The sequence below is a fragment of the Gardnerella sp. DNF00571G genome (assembly GCF_049262695.1).
In the GTDB taxonomy this organism is placed as follows: domain Bacteria; phylum Actinomycetota; class Actinomycetes; order Actinomycetales; family Bifidobacteriaceae; genus Bifidobacterium; species Bifidobacterium piotii.
Window position 1 is genome coordinate 818266 of the sequence record NZ_CP058396.1, and the last position, 22026, is coordinate 840291.

The window sequence follows — 22026 nt, forward strand, 5'->3', positions numbered from 1 at the left end:
CCAGCTTCAGGCGCACCGACGCGCCGAAAACCATATTGGCATCAGCCCAGTCGATAACGGAACTTACACAACAATCGCAGTGTTATTCCCTCGCCAAAGCAACTTGTCTAGTCTACAAAAACACTTAGACATGCGCTAATTTACAAAAATCCTAATGCAAATTTCGCAAAATCCTAATACAAGCACAACACAAAAAGTGACTTGAGCTATACAAGCTATTATCATATATAAAAGAAGTAAGCGCGCATTAAATTGTGCGATTAAAAACAAGCTGATTTTGTGACCCATGTTGCAGCACAAATTACATGTTGCAACACAAATTTATGACTCAAGATTAGCGCAATTAAGGAGCAGACGTGTCCGTGCTAAACACACTCCAGCAGCAAGCTTTCAACCTTGCTCGCAAGGCCTTGCAAATCGGCAGCAACTTCGCGCATCCAGTTAGCGACGATCGCTCGGGAAGCCAAGACTACTCACAAGTCGAAGAAAAACAAGAAGCAGCAAACACGCTACTTGCGCAAAAATCGCGTCTGCCTCGCGTAGAAGAGTGGGGCGCAGAAATGCCAACCACCACTTTCCTAGACCCACAAACTTGCTTGTTGACTACAAAAACCGAGGGAAGCGCTCCGCTAGATGAAGGCACAAGCATCTACGACTTATATGCAGATAGGGCCGCTCGAATGGGAGACGATCCGCTTTACACATACAAAGAAAACGATGAATGGGTTACAAAAACAGCAAATCAGTTCCTTAAAGAAGTGCGAGATGCCGCAAAAGGCTTAATGCACTACGGTTTGCGCAAGGGCGATGCTGTTGCGTTAATGTGCAAAACCTCGTACGAGTGGGATATTGCTGACGCTGCAGTTATGGCATGCGGAGGCGTGCTTGCTACGATCTACGACACTGATTCTGCCGAGCAAATTCGCAACATTGTAAACAACTCCGATTCGCGCTTTTTGATTGTTGGAACAACAGATATGAAGGAAAAGGCGGACGGCGCAATCGAAGAGTGCCCAAGCCTTGAGCGAATTATTTGCATAGAAACTGGCGGATTGGCGGAACTTCAGGCTTTTGGATACGCTGTTAGCGACGAAGAGCTAGACGAGCGCATTGACTCGGTTAAAAAAACCGACTTGTGCTCAATCGTGTACACTTCTGGCTCTACAGCTGCGCCAAAAGGCGTGGAAATGACGCATGAGCATTATTGCACAACGGCATTAAACTTGCCGATTTATTTGCCAGACTTGCTTAGCGAGCCTGATGGATCTGTGCTTTTGTTCTTGCCTCAAGCACATTCGTTTGCGCGCGCAATCAACTATATTGTTGTTGCTAGCACGCTTAGAATCTACATTGCACAAGGCATTACAACGCTTATATCCGATCTTCAAGTTGCAAAACCAACCGTTATGATTGTTGTTCCTCGTGTGCTCGAAAAAGTGTATAACGCAGCTTCGCAAAAGGCAGGTCACGGCGCTAAGGGTCTTGCTTTCCAGGGTGCTGTTGTTACAGCTCAGCAATATATGAAGGAAGTACAGGATTCTGGAGACGCTAAGGCGCTAACAAAAGCTCGCCGCGCTGCTTACGATCCACTGGTTTACCGCCCGATTCGCCAAGCGCTTGGTGGGCGCGCACGCTGGATTGTTGCTGGCGGTGCGCCGCTGGATCCAGAACTGCTTTCGTTCTTCCGCGGCGCAGGCGTGCCAGTTTACGAGGGCTATGGCCTTACGGAAACCACTGCCCCATGTGCGTTCACACCTATTGGCGTTCCATTCCGCGAAGGCTCCGTTGGCATTGCTTTCCCAGCTTTCACTTTGCGAATTGCTAAAGATGGCGAAGTGCAAATTAAGGGCACTTGTGTGTTTAAGAAGTATCACAAGAACGAAGAGGCAACCGAAACTTCGTTTACAGAAGACGGATGGTATGCTACTGGCGATTTGGGCAGAATTGACGACGATGGCATGATTTACATTACTGGTCGCAAGAAGGACTTAATCATTACTGCTGGCGGCAAGAATGTGGCTCCTGGCCCTATTGAAGAAGTGATTAAGCGTTGCGATCTTGTGTCTCAAGCGCTTGTTCTTGGAGATAAGAGGCCATTTATATCTGCTCTTGTTACTTTAGACGAGGAGATTTTGCGCAATTGGCTTAAGACCAAGGGCTTGGACGAGACTATGAGCATGGAAGACGCAGCAAATAACGCGGTTGTGCGTGCGGAAGTTCAAAAGTTTGTGGATCTTGCAAACGAAGGCGTATCGCGCGCGGAATCTGTGCGAAAGTTCATTATTTTGCCAGAAGAGTTTACTCAAGAAAACGGCTTAATGACGGCTTCTATGAAGATTATTCGCCCTCGCGTTATTAAGAAGTATTCTGCATTGCTCAACACGCAAATGTACACGATTCGCAAGAAGTAGCGCTGACTAAAGCGTGGCATTAATCGCCAGCAAACCTACTTGCGATTTATGCGCGAATCGACCAAAACCGCGGAAGGCTAGTCTTATACTGACTCGTCTTCCGCGGTTTTTGTATCTGCACACGCTTCCGCTTTTTGTAGCTCTACACACGAAAATCAGCAACAAAATGCGGAAAAAACGACACTTAATGTAGTGCGATTGCGCTACGAATTGCCCGAGCGCTCAAAGCGTAGCGCGCGAAAAGGCAAGTCGATTCGCTAGAACCCCAAGCGCTCAAGCTTCTTAGGGTCGCTCTGCCACCCCTTTGCAACCTTCACATGCAAATCGAGCACAGCTTTAGCGCCTGTAATACGATTCACCGCAGTGCGCAAACGCTTCTTAACGCGCACAAGATGCTCCGCACCACGCCCAATAATAATCGGCTTTTGCGAATCGCGCTCAACATACACCGACACAATCACATGCACTTTATTATCGCTATATTGCGCATAGTCCCCATCTCCTGGGCGCACAATGCTATCTACAACAACCGCCAGCGAATGTGGCAACTCGTCGTCAAGCTCCTCAAGAAAAGCCCCGCGAATCAGCTCTGCAATCATGCTAGAAGGACTCTCCTCGCTAAGCTGATCGTCTGGATACATCTTCGGACCTTCTGGAAGATTGTCAATCAAAACCTTCTTAACTTCGTCAACATTGTCGCGTTCCAAAGCGCTAACTGGCACAATATCCGTAAAATCAGCAAACTGTTGAATCTCGATCAAATGAGACACCAACTCATCTCGGCTTAGCGTATCAATTTTTGTTACGATTCCAATAAGCGGAACCTTCCACGCCCAGTTTCCAGCCGCATCTTTTTTGGCAAAGTCGGAGCGAAGTCGGCTTAGAATTCTGCGATCTCCAGGCCCAATCTCTTGATCTGCTGGAAGCAAGAAAGCAATAGCATCAACATCTGCAAGCGACTCGTCTACAATATCGTTCAAACGCTGGCCTAGCAAAGTGCGCGGCCTATGAATTCCTGGCGTATCAACTAACACCATTTGCGCGTTTGGAGTTGTTAAGATTCCGCGAATCGCCTTGCGCGTTGTTTCTGGACGAGAAGACGCGATTGCGATTTGCGTTCCGATTAGCGCGTTCATAAGCGTTGATTTTCCAACGTTTGGTCTGCCTACTACAGCAACAAATCCCGATTTATAGCCGTTAAAATCAGGCACTTCTACGCTCGCTTTTAGAGAAGGATCTAAATTAGCAAACATTTCGTCATTCATATCGTCCATATAGTCATCGTCCATATCGTACATATCGTCATTCATATCATCAACATCTTTCATATCATTCATAATTCAACACTATTTATCGCCATCAACTTGCGATGATTCACTATCTTTATCGCCATTCTTGGCATTATTCTTGGCATCAGCCCTGCTGTCACTCTTTCCAGCACTCTTTCCGCCGTTCTTTCCAGCGCTATCGTCTTCTTCTTTAAGACCCTGAATATCTTTAAGACCCTGAATATCTCGCTCAACGAGAATCGTGGAGACTTTCTTGCGCCGCCCAGCAGAATCAACCGCTGTCAACTTAAGGCCGCGAGTCACAGCACTCGACCCAACAATCGGCACGTTTCCAAGCAACTTGGTAAGCAACCCAAACACAGTGTCCACATCGTCTTCGTCTATATGCACTTCAAAAATATCTTCCAAATCGGCAATCGGCGTGCGCGCAGGCATTTTCCACACACCCTTACTCACCTCTTGCGGATCCGCGTGCTGAGTGCGGTCGTGCTCGTCTTCTAGCTCTCCAACAATTTGCTCAATCGCGTCTTCAATCGTCACAAGCCCTGCAATTCCGCCATATTCGTCTACAACAACGGCAACGTGCTGGCGGATTCGTTGCATTTCGTGGAACAAATCATCCACTGGCTTGGATTCTGGAACAAGCATTGGGCTTCGGCCAATCGTAGAAACCGCGCGCTCAGATGCCGCAGGATTAAACACAGTTGCGCGCACAGCATCCTTCAAATACGCGATTCCTTCCAAATCGTCAACCGACTCGCCAATTATAGGCACGCGAGAAAATCCAGATCTTGAGCATAATTTTAGGAAATTTTCCAGTGTTTCGTCGTTTTTAACGCAAATCATATCGGTTCGCGGAACCATGATTTCGCGCGTTAACGTGTCGGAAAGTGTAAGCACATTGCGCATCATCTCCGAAACTTCTGGGTCAAAATCGTTTGCCTCTACAAGCCTGTCAATACTCGCTTTAGCTTGGTCTAATTGAATATTCTCCAACTCTTCATCGTCGGAAAGAGCAGCATTTTTCTTATGATTTTGGCTTTGACTTTGCGAATCTCCGCGGCTTGCGATTTTTGCAAACGGATTCATAAAAACAGCAATCGAAACTATTCTAGACAAGCGCATTAGCTTAAACACTGGCTGAGCCGCACCCACAGACCTTGGACGCACAAGAATAGAAACAATTGCAACAATCATTGCCACTATTAGTCCGATTAATAGCGTTAGCCAAAAAGACGCACCAAGAGCTGCCGCGATTGCAGCAAAAGCCACGCCATCCAGCACATTACACACGATTCGCACAAACGCGCACGCTCCGCTCGTTGCGTACCTATCTGCTATAAGCCTCTTTGCTCTGCGAATTCTAGCAAGCTTCCTCAAGCGAACGACTTGACTTTCGTTATCGTTCGTTTGCTCTTCAATCATAAGATTATTAAGACTAGACCTTGTAACTCTTGGCACAGCCCCTTCCGCCGCCGCCATTGCAAGCGAAAGCCACACAAGCAAAACTGCGACTATTGCAATCACACCCAAGCAAGCCCATATATGCGCAGGCAAATCGGGAATCGGCGGAATTGTAATGTTATTTAGCATGATTTTTCTCGTATTCTTCCAGCTCATTTACGGCACCTGCTGGCAAAGTGGCGTCGTAAAGCTCACCAGATCTAGCCGCAAAGAACGTTAGCAAAAGCTGCCTTTGCAAGCCAAACATTTGCTTTTCTTCTTGAGGCGTAGTGTGGTCGTAGCCAAGCAAATGCAACATTCCGTGAATCGTAAGCAATAGCATCTCTTCCATTGTGCTATGCCCTGCCGCTGCTGCCTGTTGAGCCGCCACCCACGGGCAAATCACAAGGTCTCCAAGCATTCCTTCACTCACTTTGTCGTCACTTCCAGGAGTCAGCTCGTCCATTGGAAAGCTCATAACGTCTGTAGGGCCTTCTAAGTTCATCCACTTTTCGTGAAGACTAGCAATTGGCTCGGGGTCCACAAAAGTAATCGACAAATCGGATTGAACGCTTACTCGCATTTGTTGCAAAACCCACATTCCAAGGTCGGAGAATATTTTTGGGTCGATTTGCCAAACGGTTTCGTTCATCACTTCAACACTCATGATTACTTGCTATTCCTCTCAAGATTTTGCGATTCAAGATTTTGCGATTCGTTGGTTGCTTGCGATTGCGCGGTTTCTTGCGACTTTCCACGCGCATCCCCAGCCTCGCGCTTTGAACCATTCTTCTCGCGCCTAAAATCAGCCTCGCGCTTTTCCCACGCTTCGTACGCTTCTACGATTCGCCCAACAAGCTCGGCCCTAACAACATCTTGCGCATTTAAGTGAACAAACGCAATACTTTTAACGTCTTTTAGCACGTTCTCAATCGAAGCTAAACCAGATTTTGGAACCGCTAAATCGACTTGCGTTCTATCTCCCGTAATCACCATTGTTGTGTTAAATCCAAGACGCGTCAAAAACATCTTAAGCTGCTGAACAGTAGCATTTTGCGCTTCGTCTAAAATAACAAAAGCGTCATTAAGCGTGCGACCTCTCATGTATGCAAGCGGAGCCACTTCCACAACGTTTTCGTCCATATACCTCTTAAGTTGCGGCGCGCCCAACATGTCGGAAAGCGCATCGTAAAGCGGCCTTAAATATGGGTCTACTTTGTCGTTTAGCGTTCCAGGCAAGAATCCAAGATTTTCTCCAGCTTCTACAGCAGGGCGCGTCAACACTATTCTTCGCACGCGACCATCTTCTAAAGCTCTAACCGCCTTAGCAACCGCCAAATACGTTTTTCCAGTACCAGCAGGCCCAATTCCAAACGTTACAGTATTTGATTCCATTGCTTGCACATAAGCCGTTTGGCCCGCTGTTTTTGCGCGAACAGGATTTCCGCCTGCAAACGTTATAACACCTTTAGCCATTCGCGCTTTTCGGCTCATTGCGCGCCTTTTAGCATCTTCACTAGATGGCATTAAATCGGCAGAATTTCGCGCAAAATCGCTTTCGATTGAGCCAGAACTAGCACCAAAACCAGCGCCAGAATCAAAAGACTTTAATCCGCTAAACGCTCCGCCTAAAACTCCGCCATTATGCCCAATTCTATCGACTCGCACATTATGTTCAGCGCCTTTAAGCACATCTCTTTCTAACATGCGTTTTACAGCATACGAATCAACAGGAGCTTCGTAAGCGCAATCAACTATTTTGCGCAACGCGTGTTCGGCTTTGCAAGCGTCTTCTTCACTTCTTGCGCTTCTAGATACGATTTTCACACAATCCGCATGAACGGAAATATCTACGCTTGGAAAAGCCTTCTCCAACTCTCTTAAGTTTGAATCTGCTGCTCCCAAAACAGCAACTGGGCTTAATTCGCTTGGAATTTGAACAATACGCGTTGTACTATTTGCCACGATTTATAAACTACCTTCTTCAAGTTTTTCGCCTGTTAAAACATGAGCGTGAACATGGAACACGGTTTGACCAGCTCCCAAACCAGTGTTGAAAACAAGGCGATAATCGCCATTATAAAAGTCGTTTGCAATTTTTTGCGCAACGCATGCAATATGAGCCAAAACATCACAATCATTTTGCGCAAGCTCAACAACATTCTTGTAGTGATTGCGCGGAACAATCAAAACATGCACCTTGGCTTGCGGATTAATATCGTTAAAAGCCACTACTGCATCGTCTTCATACACTTTGCTGCTTGGGATTTGCCCATCAATTATCTTGCAAAAAATGCAATCTTTGTCAGTTATGTATGTATTGCATGCTTTATCCATTATTTTGCCCACTTTTCAATAATTCTTATCGCAATTCTTATTACAATTTTTATTGCAATTCTTATTGCAAAATATCATTTACCATTTTACACAAAACACGCACAAAGCTTGCAAAGATTGCTTTCAAAGATTACTCGCAAAAATTGCTTACTATTCGTACCTGCCAAGCGCTCTGGAAAGCAACGATAAACACACTGGCCCTGCTGTAGACGCTCGTAAAATATTGCTTCCCAAAACGCAACTTTTAGCTCCAGCGTCTATAAAACTTTGCACTTCTTCTTCGCTAATTCCACCTTCTGGCCCTACAATTACGTAAACAGTGCGCGTTTTGCCGTCTTTTAAGCATTTTTCTGTTAAGTCGTTTACGTAGTTTTCGATTTGACTAAAAGAATCCGTTGCATCTTGATGCAAAACAACTACAAGACTTCCATAAACGCATGCACGCCTACAAATTGCTAGAATCTGCTTACTTGTAACTGGCTCTAAAAGCTGCGGCATCCACGCTCTTCGCGATTGCTCCGTTGCAGCCTCAAGCACCTGATTCCATCGCTTATCCGTGCGCCCTGGCTTCCATTTTGAGATTGACCTATTTGCGCACCAAGGAATTACTTCGTCTACTCCGATTTGCGTAGCCATATCTATTGCTTGCTCGTCGTGACCCGTTTTTGCAAGCGCCTGAATCAACGCTAATCTGGTTGTTGGCGCTGGCTCTTTTATAAACGAATCTACTTTAACTAAGCCGTTTTCGCTGTCTGTAATCGTTGCGTGAATTCGCACTCCTTTGCCGTCCGAAAGGTCTAGCGAATCGCCATCCGAAAGTCGCATTGCGCTTATTGCGTGCCTTTTAACGTGTTGAGGCAAGCTAAGAGTCCAGCCCTCTTCAATCCCATTTGCAAGAACGGGCGCGTCGTCTTTATTTGTATCCAGCAAAAACAAAGCATCTGTCATAATTTAAGCCTAACGTTAGGCGCAGCCAACATTTTTGCTACTTCTGTGATTTTGTGCAAGTATTTCTACTTCTGCATTTTCGCTCAAGTATTTCTGTGCAAGTATTTCTGTGCAAGTATTATGGCAAACTAGAATTATACGAATTGGAGGTATGCGCAAATGGTTGACGATTTTAGACGCAACTTTGCGCATTCCATTAATCAAGATTGCACTACAAGCGATGAAGCTTTTGTGACTTTTCGCGTATCTCGTTTTACTCCAAATGACGGTTCTTGCGACTCCGCGGTTGCTGGCGACTCAAGCACTGGCTCAACCACTAACTCAACACAAATCTCCTCCACTAACTCCCCTGGCTTAGTTAGAAGGCACAGAGAAAGTCCTTTTGCAAAAAAGCGCAAAAGTAGCCCATTCCAGGCTCAAAATTCTGGCGACCTGCAAGCTAAACCATTAAGCGGAAATCATTGGATTCAAGATTATACGATTCGTGCGCGCAAAAACGACACGATTTTAGACTGCTTGCTTAAAATTAAGCGCACACTAGACCCAACTTTGGCATTTAGATACTCTTGCGGTCACGGCGTTTGCGGATCGGATGCTGCAAACGTAAACGGCATGCCTACTTTGCTTTGCACAGCTACAATCGCTCAAAACGCTAGGCAAAATACGCAAAACCCGCAAAATCAAGGCGTTAGATCAAGCGGTTTTAGAAAAACTGGTAGCGTAAAGTCGCAAGCAACCGCAATACCAACACCAACAGCCGATGAAAATCACAATCTGCAGTCACAATCTAAAGAAATATCTTCACTAATCCAAAATGGAAGCTTTGGCATTATTGAGGTTGCGCCACTTTCTGGCTTTGCTGTTCAAAGAGACCTTATTTGCGACCTTTCTCCAATGATTGCACAACTTAAAAGACTTGAGCCATATTTGCAAGCGCAAAATGTTCAAACAAGAAACAGCAGCGGAAAGCTTGCGATTATTGAGTTTTTGCAACACCCAGAGCAGCTTGCAAAGTTTGAGCTTTTAAGCAATTGCATAATGTGCGGCGTGTGCGAAGGAATTTGCCCAGTTTATGCAGGCGGAGAAGCGTTTATTGGACCTGCAGCGCTTATAAATGCTGCGCGATTTATTAATGATTCCAGAGATAACGCCACTAATCGAAGATTAGACTTGGCGGATTCTAGCGACGGCATAAGCGCGTGCCAATCCGTGCGAGCATGCTCCAGGCAATGCCCACGCGGAATCGACGTTGGAGAAGAAATTTGGCAACTTACAACGCTTATAAATGAGCGCAAAATGAAGGAAAATTAGCAAAAACTAGCCAAAACTAGCCAAAACTAGTTAATAAACTTGTCTCCAGTTGCGATTCGCACAGCTTCTAGAGGATCGTCTGTAATCGCAAGCAAACTAGGGTCAAAAGACGATATAAGTCCTCTTTCTTTAACTGTAGTTTCAATCCAATTCATAAGGCCTTTCCAATATTCGCTGCCAAAAAGAACAACAGGAATTTTAGAAACCTTATGCGTTTGAACAAGCGTAAGCGACTCAAAAAGCTCGTCCATTGTGCCAAAACCGCCTGGGCACACAATAATTCCCGAAGAATACTTTAGGAACATTGTTTTGCGAACAAAAAAGTAACGGAATTGCATTCCAAGATTCACCCATTTGTTTAAGCCCTGCTCGTGAGGCAATTCGATTCCTAGCCCCACGCTTGTTCCACCAGCTTCTGCTGCTCCGCGATTTGCCGCTTCCATAATTCCAGGCCCTCCGCCCGTAATCACCGCAAAACCGCGTTTTACAAGCTCTTTGCCCATTATGCGAGCGCTATTGTATTCTGGCTCATCTGGCTTTATTCGAGCAGAACCAAACACGCTAACAGCTAATCCAAGTTTTGCTAAAGCGTCGAAGCCATCAATAAATTCGGCTTGTATTCTAAGAACTCGCCAAGGGTCAAGTCCTTGCCACGCATGATTATTATGCGAATCGCTATTAGGCAAATCGTGTTGCAGCAGCGTTTCTGTTGTGCTTTCCTTAGGAATCATTGGTCCGCGCATCATTACCGCACCGCTGTAATACGTGTCTTTCCAAGGTGAATTCTGTTCGCTTTGCGCGCGCAAGTCGCAAGAATTATCTGGATTATCAGATTTACCAGAATTATCTAAATTACCTAAATTATTATTAGAAACCATAAGTCACCTCTAAAACCTTCTAATCGCAATTAAAAACAGACTAAATCACTCTTAATCACTCTAAGTCACTCTTCAATATCGTCTAATTCTTCTTCCATATGATTCGATTGCTTTGCAAGCAAGAATCCAGAAACAGCAGCCGCAATAATAGACGCCACTAGTACGCCGAATCGCGCTTCGCCCGAAAGATCCGCATCGCTGTACGCAAGAGAAGCGATTAACAAAGACACAGTAAAACCAATTCCGCACGCGCATGCTGTAGGCAAAAGGTCGCGAACACGCAAATCGTCTGGAACGCACAAGCCAATAACTTTCTTAGCAAACCAAGCAGTAATCATAATTCCAAGTGGCTTTCCAACAACTAGCGCAATCGTAATCGCAATTAGTATTGGAGACAAGAACAGCTGCCAAGTCAATGTTTCAAAATGAACTCCAGTTGCAAAAAGTGCAAAAACTGGAAGCGCAAACAAAGAAGACAAAGGCTGAATTTTCTGGCGATACCTTTCGGCTCTAAGCGACTTTTCGCCGTGAACAAGATGCGCAGGAGTTAGCAAACCAACCATTACGCCTGCAAGAGTTGGGTGAACGCCAGCTTGATACATCATAACCCACGCAAGTAAGCCAACAAGCGCCACAACAGGCCAAGGAACGCGCTTTAATCGCACAAGCATAGTCCATACTAATCCGCATAAAACAACGCCCACAAACCAATACCATGCGTTAAGCGAAGAGAAGAACACTGCGATTAACGCAATTCCAAGAAGGTCGTCGACTGTAGCCAGAGTCATTAAAAATGCGCGCAATGCTTTAGGAAGCGTTTTAGCAAAAAGCGCAAGAACAGCCAGCGAGAATGCTATATCTGTTGCCGTAGGAATAGCCCAACCGTCGCGAACCATTTCTAAGGATGGAAGCGCTCCAGAAGTAAGTCGCATAATCTCTTGACCAGCGTGCAACTCCGAGAATATTGTAACAGTTCCAACAAAAAGAATCGGCGGAACAACCATGCCGCCAACAGCGCAAATCATTGGCATTGCTGCAGCGCGCGGGTCTCTAAGAGATCCTGCAATAAGCTCGTGTTTTAAGTCTAAGCCAACTGTAAGGAAGAAAATAGTTAGCACGCCGTCTTGAACCCAGTGGCTAATCGACATGTGAATATTTGTGTATGGAATTCCGATTTGCGTGTGAGAAACAGCTTCAAAAATAGGCGACGCAAATGGCAAATTTGCAAGCATTAATCCAGCTAAAGCAAATCCGAGCATAATCAACCCAGATGTACGCTCATTATTGGCTATTTTGCATGCCACTTTCCACGCGCGCTTTAACATGCTGAATTATCTCCTATAAGTTCTAAGTTAAGTTTTAAGTTTAGAATGCTTGTGCAAAATACGTTACATGCACTAGGACTTACAAGTATATAAGATACGTATCGAAATATAACAAAAACGCCACTCCGATTAGAAGTGACGTTTCAAATTGTGGAGCTAGGGGGATTCGAACCCCCGACCCCCTCCATGCCATGGAGATGCGCTACCAGCTGCGCCATAGCCCCGTTTTAGTTGTATAGCTCAAACGAACCTTTGATAGAATACAACAGATTTTGCTGCCAACCAAACTCGGCGTGTCGTATACAGCGTTTTTGGCAGCTATTTCTATTCGCCGACTATTCGTCTACTATTCGCCGCCGCCTGATTGCTGCAAGCCAGATTCGCCTTGTTGTGCAGCAGATCCACCACTCGAGCCGTTAGATGAAAGCGACGATGAAGACGAAGAGTCGCCAGAAACCGAAGAATCGCCTTTAGACCCGCGCGCACCAGAATCCGCTCCAGAAACACCAGAATCTCCAGAGCTTTGCTCGCCAGAACCTGCATTAGACTCATTTGAATCTAAAGAAGAAGAGGAGGAAGACCCTTCGTGAGTCTTTTTATCTTGCTTTTCGCTAGGATTCTTGCTTGAAGAATCTTTTCCTTCTTTTCCTTCTTTGCCGTCTTCGCCTTCTTTGCTGTCTTTACTGTCTTGCGCATCTTGAGAGTCTTTTTGCGCGTCTTGCGAGTTCTTATCTTGATTTTGAACGCCATTATTTTGGCTATTTTGCCGCATTTGATTATTTGGATTCTGGCCATTATCCTGCTCGGTATTTTGGCCAGAAGGCACTAAATTATCTGTGCCCTTTCCTTGAGTAAACAGAAGCACAATGCCAGCAGTAAGAAGAACAGCCGCGAGCGCGCTCAAAATAGCAATAACAATCGTAAGCTTCTTATACTTCGCTTCACTCTTTGCGTAATCACTTCTGCCGCCTAATGCGCGTTTAGCGTCGTTAAGAGTAAGAATCGAGTCTTCGTCTCCTTCCGAAAGCGCATTATCTTCTTCTTTTAGTTTTCTTAAGGAAGATAATTCCATAACACTCGTGCTTTCGGCATTAAGTGCTTGCGATTCCCCCGATTTTGCGTTTTGCGAACTTAAAGAATCAACATCGCGTGAAGAATCGCCAGCAACATTTGTATTAGAAGCCATTGCAACAACTCTTCTAGCTTGTTTTTCTTTGCTCGAATCAATCATATTATTGTAAACTTCGTATTCTTTAGGCATATCATCCTCTAATGCAATAAAACGCGCATTATTTACCACTTTAGTGTCATCTTCTTCATAGCGGCTTGAACCTGACTTTAGCGCAGAAGAAGACTGTATCTTTTTAGAAGACGCGTGAATAACATTTTGATAAAGTTGCGATGCCACAGCAGAGACAATCGAACCTATTGCAACGCCAATAACAGACCCAGCAATACCAATTTTTGACGAAAGCAAAAACGCCGTCACAGCTGCAAGAGAGCCAGCTAGAACTTGCGTAAATGATATTCCCTTAAAGAAGTTCTTCACAAGCACACCTTAAAAATCGTTATCTACCACTATTCGCTAAGCAATATGCACCAATTAGTAACCACCAAAAATATTCGCTAATTAGTATTCAAATTGACTACTACTTAGATTGTAGATGCTGGCGCAGATGCCACTTTTGCTTTAGATTTATAAGCGCTCTGCTTTTTTCTTGCGCGCATTAGCTCAATATGCTCTGCCAAACTTGCAAGCAAAATCGCAGCAAAAATCAACGCAAATCCAACAAAAGCCATGCTTGTTACTCGCTCATTATAAAGAATGCTAGAAAATAGCAATGTAAACAAGCATTCTGTGCACATAATCACAGAAGCGTTAGCTGTAGAAAGATAAATCAGCGTGTAGTTTTGAATAACTTGAGCAACAACAGTTACTATCACTATAAGATAGAACATGTTTGTAAATGTAATCCAATTATCTTCGGCATTAAAGTTAGGCAAAGGCTCGCTTATTGCAGCTCCGCACAAAAATAGAACTCCAGAAACACTAAACTGGCCGAATGTTAAAGCAACGGGATTGTACTGCCTAGAGTAATACGCTAAGTATGTTAAGTTAAACGCAAAAACAGCCGCGCAAATAAGAGTTAAAACATCTCCGTGAGAAAGCGTAAGAACAAGCAAGCCTGGCTTTAGCGCAACGAATCCAACGCCCACAACGCATGTTAAAGCAGCAATAATTCCTAAAAGCGTTGGCTTCTTTTTAATAATCATCCACGCGGAAAATGGCGCTATAACGCAATATGCAGCTGTAAGAAAAGCGCTTCTGCCTGGGTCAATCCACCTTAATCCTTCTGTTTGCGTAACTAAAGACGCGTAGTATGTAACGCCCGTTAAAAGCGAAGGAATTATTAGCTTTTTAGTAAAATTTTTGCGAATCGTCTTAAAGAAAACCACGCCCATTATTATGCACGCTCCAAGCATGCGAACCCCCATAAGCCATTGCGGAGTGAATACCTCTAGAGCGTATTTAGACGATACGTAGCTTCCGCCCCAAATTGCGGCGCATAAGAGCAACATGATTCGCGCAATGTTTACGGTAATTCGATTATTCTGCCTTGGTTGAACAGCGCTATTTATTTCACTCATGTCACTCCCCTCATTATTGCAAACAACAAGTCTATAGCATTAAATTTTTCTTTAAGTTAGCTAAATTGCCTTATAAACTTTATAGAATAGCCACAAAAACAAGAAAAGTACAACCCATTGGCGTTCCTTCGGAAAATTTACTACTTTATTGCGAAATCAGCACTTGATAGCACGCTATTGCCTTAATATTTACGATTAAGTTTTATGCGCGACGACCTGCCTGAGCGCAAGCGAGGTAGAGATTCGAGATTTTTCGCAGCGAATGAGGCGCATCGCTCGCGCGTTACAGCGCGCTCACGCCTTCGCCGCACGTAAAGTCCACTGGACTTTACGTTTGAGCGGCTCAGCGCTCCAAATTGCCTTCTCGCGCTACGCTCTAAGCTCGAAGGCAGGTTGGCGCGCCTGCGAGGAGAGAAATACTCAAACCTCGCACAACACCAAGCAAAGACGTGAGCTCAGTCAAAGCGCCCATGCAAGTCGATTCGCGCAGTTTGTGCAATTAGTGATTTATGTCACAAGTTTAGGCATTTTTGCAAAAACTTGCCGAATTTTAAGCCTTTATATGCATGATTGCGCGTAACCTTAAAAGTGATTGGATTATTATTGCATTATTTTGAATCATAATTGCATAATTACATGATTAACCTAATCAGTTGAAGAAAGGACTCAACATGGCAACTCTTAGCGAAGATATGAAGACTTTTATTGAAAACAATTTGGCTTGGATTGCAACGATTAGCAAAGATGGCGAGCTTGATCTTGGCCCAAAGATGTCGATGTTTGTTCTAGACGATAATCATCTTGCATACCACGAGCGCACTGCAGGTCAGCATTTTAAGAACTTGCAAGACGGCAGCCAGCTTGTTGTTGCAGTTGCAAATTTGGCAGAAAAGAAGGGCTATCGCTTCCGCGGAACAGTTACACTTCACACAGATGACGCGATTTACAATGAGCAAGTGCGCGTTGCAGAAGAAAAAGGCACAAAGAAGCCTGCTGCTGTTCCTGTTATGGAGATTAATGAGATTCAGGATTTGACTTCTGGAGCTAATGCTGGAAAGACGATTGCTAAAGATTAGTCAAAATACTAATTTTTAGCAAAAATCTAGCAAAACGCCGAATAAATTATGACCATTCTATGACGCGTTTTAGAATAGCGAGTGGCGTTCTTCTTCAAAGGCGAAGATGAACACCACTCAATTTTTATTTGATTATTTTATTTACTTAAATTTTTACTCAAATTATTTAATTGTCACTAATTTACTTGCTTTCTTTACGCAATTCGCGCAATCTAGCGTTCATTTCTTTCGCTTTCTTCTTCTCGAAGTAATAAATTATTGCAGCAATAGGAATCGGTAAAATAACAGTGAACGCAATCCATCCGCAAATCACAGCTGGATCATCTTTAAATGAAATCCATCCAACAATCACAGACACAATAAATTGAATAGCAATTGGCGGAACTAGCGCAAAAACGAACTTTGCAAGATTTGACATGCGTTCATTCGACCAAAAAATAGCGAACACTCCATATCCTATGCCTATAACAAACGCGGCTACAGCATAAGATGCAATTCTGTTTCCAACCGCGCTATGCGCTAACAGGCTTGAAATAAAAGACATTACTGTAAAAATAATGCATCCTATGCTAATGCCTTTAGCAATATTTTTTACAATTGTTTTACCTAAAGTTGTAACTTGCTTTTCCATAATAATCGTTTCCTTTTTAAGTATTAAAAATTAGTATTAAAATTTTTGATAGTTTTATATTTGACTACGCTTAAAACTACATCCCTAAGCGCTTTTTGAACCCAGATAAGCATCTGCGACTAATCCACTCAACGCTTCCGTCGTCCATTTTTACGCTCATACTTCCGCCGAATCCTGGATCAACTCGAACAATGCGATTTAAGTTCACGATTGCGGATTTAGATATGCGCACAAACGACGCGAATTGCGGATTATCAAAATCCATTAGACGCTTGTAAGACACGCACTCGCCTTTATCACTGCGGATGATTACGCGCGAATTTTCTACGCAAATCATAATCACATCTGGCTCGTGCATAACAATAATCGAATCATTAATATAACCATATATGAATGAATTATTATTGCTATTTGCCGCATTCGCAGTATTATTTTCGTCAATCTCAGTATTATTTTCAGCATTGCTTGATTCTACATCTTTAGAATCAATGCTTTGCAAATTGGCTATAATGCGTTTAAGGTTATCGTCAATATTGTGAACTGACAATTGAGCGCACTGCTCTTCTTCTGGCGGCACAATAGCAATCGTTACTTTCATCAAGCCTCCCTTCCGTATACTACCGTTATCGTTTACTAGCTTTTGCTAACTTTTCTTAGCTTTTGCCAGCTTTCTGTTTTGTAATTTTGACTATACGGCACTGTAAATAATCTGTCTTTACAAAACCGCTAAACGGTAGTTTTAGGAATATAAGCGGCAAAAAAAGAGAAATTATGCCGCTTAAGCTGCACCCCAAATGCGAATAAGACGCTGGCTTGTAGGGTCTGCTGCAGGACCTTGATCGTAAGCATCCAAACGCCAATGAATCGAGCCATCCGCATTAAGGCTTGGAATTAAACGCGCCCAACGGCCGTTTCCCATTCCGCCAATCGTCTTATAAGAAGGATCTACCTTGTCTAATCCAAGAAGCTTATGAACAGTTTGAGAAAGGCAAGATCCGTGCGAAAACACTAGTAAATCGCGGTCTGAGCCAGTTTTGCGCGCCCAATCTTCTACAGCTTTCGCAGCGCGCTCGCCAACTTCTTGCTTAGTTTCTGCACCGTGATTAATCTCTCCACCTTCGCCTTTTACCCAAGCATTAAAATCTTCAGGCCATCTTTCGCTAATTTGCTGGCGATTAAGGCCTTCCCACTCGCCAAAAAAGCGCTCGCGCACGCCATTTTCAACGTGCACATTAAGGCCAATCTTATCTGCAAAAGCGTGAGCCGTCTGCTGTGCGCGAATAAGCGGCGAAACAATGGCAACAAAACTTGCATCGGCTTCTTCTGGAGTAATGCGCACGTGTTCAGCGCTATTTGGGTTCTTTGGATCTTCTAAGTCGGAAGCTCCAAATAGCACTCGCAAAGCCTTGCCAGAGCGAGTCACCTGGTCTATTCCAGACTCATCTAAAGCAATATCAATCATGCCTTGAAGTCTAAATTGTGCATTATAAGACGTCTGGCCATGGCGAACAAGCATTACAGAACGCGCAATACCTTCGTGAGCGCTGTTTTTATTTGCATTATGCGCAATTTGCGTTGCGCTTTCAACAAAATCCACCATTATCTTGCGCTACCTTTCAGACTCTTAATCGCCATTTTGTGCATCATCGTCATCGTCACGCACATCATCATCATGCTCTGGAAGTTGCAAATCAATTGCAGGGCAATCATTCCACAAGCGCTCAAGGCGATAAAACTCGCGCGCTTCCTCGTGCATAATATGAACCACAAAGTCGCCAAAATCAAGCAAAATCCACTGTGCTAGTTCTAAGCCTTCTCTAGATAAAGCTTTACGCTTATTGTCTTTTAAATACAAGTCTTTTTCGATTTCTTCACTAACAGCTAAGACTTGACGCTCGTTAGATGCAGAAACAACCAGCATTGCGTCTGTAATTCCAAGCAGATTGCTAACGTCAAAAGCTTGGCAATTAGTGGCTTTTAACCTATCGGCTGCAGCCGCAGCAATCCTAATCGCGTTAACAGAGCTTTCTAAAGCTGCCATTGTTTCTCCTTAACTATCGAACTATCAAACTAGCAAACTAGCGAACTATCGCTCCCAAGCTGGCTTCCAACCTTCTACAACGTGCTGAGTATTTTCTGAATACACCATGGAATCCGCTGGAACATCGTGACGCACAACAGAGCCTGCACCCGTTGTAACTCCATCTCCAACAGTAACTGGAGCTACAAACAGGTTTCCTGCACCAACATGCGCGTTAGAGCCAATAGTCGTGTGATTCTTATGCACGCCGTCGTAGTTTGCTGTAATCGTGCCACCGCCGATGTTCGTGTGCTCTCCCAAATCAGCGTCGCCCATATAGCTCAAGTGCGGAACCTTAGTGCCGTTTCCAATATGCGCTTTCTTCATTTCCACAAACGCGCCCGCTTTGCTCTCCTCGCCAAGCACATTTCCTGGTCGCAAATACGTCCACGGACCAATATTTGCAGCGCGGCAAATATGCGATTCTTGCACACGCGAGCGCTCCACAACCGCGTCTTCATCTACTTGCGCATCAATAAGCGTAGTGTACGGCCCTACAACAGCGCCGCTTTTAACAATCGTTTGCCCTTGCAAGAAGCAGCCTGGAAGAACCGTAACATCTTCTTGCAAAACAACATCGTCTTCAATCCATGTAGTATCTGGATCTAAAATAGTCACGCCTTCAAGCATCCACTTTTCGCAAACGCGCTTGTTGTATGCTTTTGCAAGTGCAGCTAACTGAACGCGCGTATTTACGCCTTCCACGCTCAACGAGTCTGCTGCCGCCATTGCTCCAACTCGCCCCATTGTGCGAGCGTGCTCCAGCGCATCTGTTAAGTAGAACTCGCCTTGAGCGTTCTTGGAATTAAGGTTAGATATTGCATCTGTAAGCACTTCCGCATCGAACACGTACACAGATGTGTTCACTTCCTTAATCGCAAGCTCTTCTGCATTAGCGTCTTTGTGCTCAACAATGCGCAGAACATCGCCATTTTCGCCGCGCACAATTCGCCCGTAGCCAGTGGCATCGTCTAAAACAGCGGTTAAAACAGTTGCCGCGTTTCCCTGATTATTGTGAAAATCGATTAACGATTGCAATGTTTGCGTATCCAAAAGTGGCATATCACTTGCCGCAATTACCACAGAACCTTTAAGCGCACTACCGCATTCTTGTTTTGAAGCTTCGTTAAGATCTTGCATTGCGCACTGCACAGCCCTGCCAGTTCCAGGCTTATCGTCTTGATTTACAATCCGCACAGCGTTGTTGTAGCTTTGTGCAGCTTCCGACACTCGTTGCGCTTGAGCGTGAACCACTACAGCAAGCTCCTTAGGATTTACACCTGCCATTGCGTCCATTACGCGATTTAAGAACGTTTTTCCAGCAAACTTGTGCAATACTTTCGGCGTTGTTGAACGCATGCGCGTCCCATCACCTGCTGCCAGAATTATTGCTGCGGCTACATTATGATTTTTCACACGCGCTCCTTATTTTGCATAATACGTGCCGAAAGATTTTTCAACACAAACATAAGAGCAAAGCAAAGTGCCCCCGACGCGATTCGAACGCGCAACCAACGGATTAGAAGGCCGTTGCTCTATCCATTGAGCTACAGAGGCGCAAGTTGTAATTATACCAAAATTCTTACATCAACACACCCAATCTTAAATAATTTGCAAATTAATATTTCTGTTTTGTGGGGTTTGTATTCTGTTTTGATTCTTATTTGTGATATTTGATTCCGTTTTGATTTATATTTATTTATATTTATTTATTTTGATTTTACTTTGGGTTTTTAGCGAGCGGTTGCTTGCGATTCTTCCGCACACACGCAACTAGCTTTCTTACACGCAACACGCGGTATATTTGATTACTCTGCAAAATGTGATATAGTCATCAAGTCGCGTTAAAACGCGGATAATTTAAGATGCCCCTGTATCCCAATTGGTAGAGGAAACAGCCTCAAAATCTGTGCAGTGTGAGTTCGAGTCTCACCGGGGGCACGTGCACAACGCCGCTTACATTCTAAGCGGCGTTTTTGTTATCTTCTCCCCCACACCCACACGCGATTTTGGCCTATAACACGATTATAAAAAACGCGCACCCAAAAGGATGCGCGTTTAGAAAACTAACGATTAGCTGACAATTAACTAGCAATCAGCTAGCAATTAACTAGCAATTAATCGCAAGCACCAACGGTGTGAACGTAAATAGAGTCAGTACGACCAGCCTGGCGCTCACCCTGAGCAGTGCTCAAAACAACAATCTTGTCGCCGTCTTCAACCTTGCCAGCTTCACGAAGAACCTTGTCGGTGAAGATCATAAGATCATGACGGTTCATATCGTGGTAGTCCTCGCTAATCAAGAAGCCTTCAGTGCCCCAGCTCAAAGCCAACCAGTGATAAGTGTGCTCATTGTTGGTCAAGCCATAGATTGGAGCAGCTGGGCGCTCGCGAGAAATGCGATGAACAGTACGACCAGTTTGCGTGTAAGCAACAATCGCCTTAGCGTTGAGCTTGTCTGCCAAGTCAACAGCTGCAGAAGAAACTGCACCCGTGCTCGACATATCAAATTCAACAACTGGAATGCGATCGTAACCGTTATCAGTAGCGTATTGAGAAATACGAGACATGGTCTGAACGGTAACTGCTGGATACTTGCCGACTGCGGTCTCGTTAGAGGTCATAGTTGCATCGGCGCCGTCAAGAACAGCGTTAGCGCAATCAGAAGCCTCTGCACGAGTTGGAACTGGAGAGTTAACCATAGATCCAAGAACTTCGGTAGCAACGATTACTGGCTTTGCGTATTGGCGAGAAAGCTCAATGCAGCGCTTGGTAACGAGTGGAACCTGCTCAAGTGGCATCTCCACTGCCATATCTCCACGAGCAACCATAATGCCGTCGAAGGTCTTAACAATCTCTTCCAAGTTTGCAACAGCCTGCGGCTTCTCAATCTTTGCAACGATTGGAATGCGGCGGCCTTCTTCGTCCATGATTTCGTGAGCACGATCAATATCGGTAGCAAAACGCACGAACGACATAGCAATAATGTCTGCACCAGTGCGAATAGCCCAACGAAGATCAGACTCATCCTTTTCAGTCAATGCTGGAAGAGAAACGGCAACACCTGGAAGGTTAATGCCCTTGTGGCTAGAAACTGGGCCAGCAACAACAACCTTAGTGTGTACGTCGTTGCCTTCTACCTTGGTAACCTCAAGACGAACCTTGCCATCATCAATCAAAATTGGATCGCCTACGTGGCAATCTCCTGGCAAACCCTTGAAGGTTGTGGAAGTGCGATGCTCATCACCCTCAATATCGTCTGTGGTAATAACGAACTCTTGGCCCTCTTCCAAATAAACCTTGTCTTCGCCGTCAGCGTTCTTCTTGAACCAACCGCAACGAATCTTTGGACCCTGCAAATCAACAAGAGCAGCAACATTACGACCAGTGGTCTTTGAAGCTTCGCGCACATTGTTGTAAACGCGCAAATGATCTTCAGGAGTGCCATGCGAACGGTTTAAGCGAGCAACATCCATGCCAGCTTCAACAAGCTTGGTAATGCCCTCTAACGATTCGGTAGCTGGTCCAATAGTATCAACAATTTTGGCTTTTCTCATAATGCCTGCCTGTTTCCTTTGTTTATTTTTAAATGGGAAAATACCCACTTTCCGAGTAATAGTGTACCAGCAAATTGTGACCTATAGGCAA

The 22026-nt window shown here is 44.7% G+C and carries 19 protein-coding genes and 3 tRNA genes; 4 read left to right on the forward strand and 18 right to left on the reverse strand.

Annotation, left to right across the window (positions count from 1 at the left end):
• The first annotated feature begins 356 nt into the window (after positions 1–356).
• Positions 357–2411: an AMP-dependent synthetase/ligase gene (locus HXT30_RS03410; protein ID WP_422111288.1), complete on the forward strand. Its 2055-nt coding sequence runs from the start codon at positions 357–359 to the stop codon at positions 2409–2411.
• Positions 2412–2668: 257 nt separating this feature from the next.
• Here the strand turns inward: HXT30_RS03410 and era are convergent, their stop codons facing one another.
• From era to HXT30_RS03440, 6 genes are all read right to left on the reverse strand, one after another.
• On the reverse strand, positions 2669–3748 hold the full coding sequence (gene era / locus HXT30_RS03415) for a GTPase Era (protein WP_422111289.1): 1080 nt from the start codon (positions 3746–3748) through the stop codon (positions 2669–2671).
• Positions 3749–3757: 9 nt separating this feature from the next.
• Positions 3758–5293, reverse strand: coding sequence for a hemolysin family protein (locus tag HXT30_RS03420; protein ID WP_422111290.1), 1536 nt, complete (start codon positions 5291–5293; stop codon positions 3758–3760).
• The gene (gene ybeY / locus HXT30_RS03425; protein ID WP_004130585.1) at positions 5283–5810 is read right to left on the reverse strand and encodes an rRNA maturation RNase YbeY; all 528 of its coding nucleotides are present in this window, start codon (positions 5808–5810) and stop codon (positions 5283–5285) included. Before ybeY ends, HXT30_RS03420 begins: the two co-directional genes overlap by 11 nt.
• A 2-nt stretch (positions 5811–5812) precedes the next feature.
• On the reverse strand, positions 5813–7108 hold the full coding sequence (locus tag HXT30_RS03430) for a PhoH family protein (RefSeq protein ID WP_422111291.1): 1296 nt from the start codon (positions 7106–7108) through the stop codon (positions 5813–5815).
• Between the two features lie 3 nt (positions 7109–7111).
• Positions 7112–7480, reverse strand: coding sequence for a histidine triad nucleotide-binding protein (locus tag HXT30_RS03435; RefSeq protein ID WP_016635849.1), 369 nt, complete (start codon positions 7478–7480; stop codon positions 7112–7114).
• A 150-nt stretch (positions 7481–7630) separates the two neighbouring features.
• On the reverse strand, positions 7631–8428 hold the full coding sequence (locus HXT30_RS03440) for a 16S rRNA (uracil(1498)-N(3))-methyltransferase (RefSeq protein ID WP_016635850.1): 798 nt from the start codon (positions 8426–8428) through the stop codon (positions 7631–7633).
• A gap of 159 nt (positions 8429–8587) precedes the next feature.
• Between HXT30_RS03440 and HXT30_RS03445 the strand changes: the two genes are divergently transcribed.
• Positions 8588–9739: a succinate dehydrogenase/fumarate reductase iron-sulfur subunit gene (locus HXT30_RS03445; RefSeq protein WP_422111292.1), complete on the forward strand. Its 1152-nt coding sequence runs from the start codon at positions 8588–8590 to the stop codon at positions 9737–9739.
• Between the two features lie 26 nt (positions 9740–9765).
• Here HXT30_RS03445 and HXT30_RS03450 read toward each other — a convergent pair whose 3' ends face one another.
• The 5 genes from HXT30_RS03450 to HXT30_RS03470 form a co-directional block, all read right to left on the reverse strand.
• Positions 9766–10617 carry a TIGR00730 family Rossman fold protein gene (locus tag HXT30_RS03450; protein ID WP_422111293.1) on the reverse strand — a complete coding sequence of 284 codons (852 nt, stop codon included), beginning with the start codon at positions 10615–10617 and terminating at the stop codon, positions 9766–9768.
• Positions 10618–10682: 65 nt separating this feature from the next.
• The gene (locus HXT30_RS03455; protein WP_422111294.1) at positions 10683–11942 is read right to left on the reverse strand and encodes a Na+/H+ antiporter NhaA; all 1260 of its coding nucleotides are present in this window, start codon (positions 11940–11942) and stop codon (positions 10683–10685) included.
• A gap of 151 nt (positions 11943–12093) precedes the next feature.
• A tRNA-Ala gene (locus HXT30_RS03460) sits at positions 12094–12166 on the reverse strand.
• Between the two features lie 122 nt (positions 12167–12288).
• Positions 12289–13491: a hypothetical protein gene (locus HXT30_RS03465; protein ID WP_422111295.1), complete on the reverse strand. Its 1203-nt coding sequence runs from the start codon at positions 13489–13491 to the stop codon at positions 12289–12291.
• Between the two features lie 104 nt (positions 13492–13595).
• Positions 13596–14591 carry a DMT family transporter gene (locus tag HXT30_RS03470; protein ID WP_422111296.1) on the reverse strand — a complete coding sequence of 332 codons (996 nt, stop codon included), beginning with the start codon at positions 14589–14591 and terminating at the stop codon, positions 13596–13598.
• A 671-nt stretch (positions 14592–15262) separates the two neighbouring features.
• Here HXT30_RS03470 and HXT30_RS03475 point away from each other — a divergent pair.
• Positions 15263–15667, forward strand: a complete 405-nt coding sequence (locus HXT30_RS03475) for a pyridoxamine 5'-phosphate oxidase family protein (protein ID WP_004132948.1) — start codon at positions 15263–15265, stop codon at positions 15665–15667.
• A 181-nt stretch (positions 15668–15848) separates the two neighbouring features.
• Here the strand turns inward: HXT30_RS03475 and HXT30_RS03480 are convergent, their stop codons facing one another.
• The 6 genes from HXT30_RS03480 to HXT30_RS03505 form a co-directional block, all read right to left on the reverse strand.
• Positions 15849–16298, reverse strand: coding sequence for a DUF3021 family protein (locus HXT30_RS03480; RefSeq protein ID WP_016797540.1), 450 nt, complete (start codon positions 16296–16298; stop codon positions 15849–15851).
• 76 nt (positions 16299–16374) lie between these two features.
• Positions 16375–16896 carry a LytTR family DNA-binding domain-containing protein gene (locus HXT30_RS03485; RefSeq protein WP_422111297.1) on the reverse strand — a complete coding sequence of 174 codons (522 nt, stop codon included), beginning with the start codon at positions 16894–16896 and terminating at the stop codon, positions 16375–16377.
• 180 nt (positions 16897–17076) lie between these two features.
• Entirely contained in the window at positions 17077–17898 is an 822-nt protein-coding gene (locus tag HXT30_RS03490; RefSeq protein WP_422111298.1) for a histidine phosphatase family protein, read from the reverse strand.
• Positions 17899–17922: 24 nt separating this feature from the next.
• On the reverse strand, positions 17923–18339 hold the full coding sequence (gene rsfS, locus HXT30_RS03495) for a ribosome silencing factor (protein WP_422111299.1): 417 nt from the start codon (positions 18337–18339) through the stop codon (positions 17923–17925).
• A gap of 45 nt (positions 18340–18384) precedes the next feature.
• On the reverse strand, positions 18385–19737 hold the full coding sequence (gene glmU / locus HXT30_RS03500) for a bifunctional UDP-N-acetylglucosamine diphosphorylase/glucosamine-1-phosphate N-acetyltransferase GlmU (RefSeq protein ID WP_422111833.1): 1353 nt from the start codon (positions 19735–19737) through the stop codon (positions 18385–18387).
• A 125-nt stretch (positions 19738–19862) separates the two neighbouring features.
• Positions 19863–19935, reverse strand: a tRNA-Arg gene (locus HXT30_RS03505).
• Between the two features lie 310 nt (positions 19936–20245).
• Here HXT30_RS03505 and HXT30_RS03510 point away from each other — a divergent pair.
• A tRNA-Leu gene (locus HXT30_RS03510) sits at positions 20246–20319 on the forward strand.
• 176 nt (positions 20320–20495) lie between these two features.
• Here the strand turns inward: HXT30_RS03510 and pyk are convergent.
• Positions 20496–21935 carry a pyruvate kinase gene (gene pyk / locus HXT30_RS03515; RefSeq protein WP_422111300.1) on the reverse strand — a complete coding sequence of 480 codons (1440 nt, stop codon included), beginning with the start codon at positions 21933–21935 and terminating at the stop codon, positions 20496–20498.
• Positions 21936–22026: the final 91 nt, after the last annotated feature.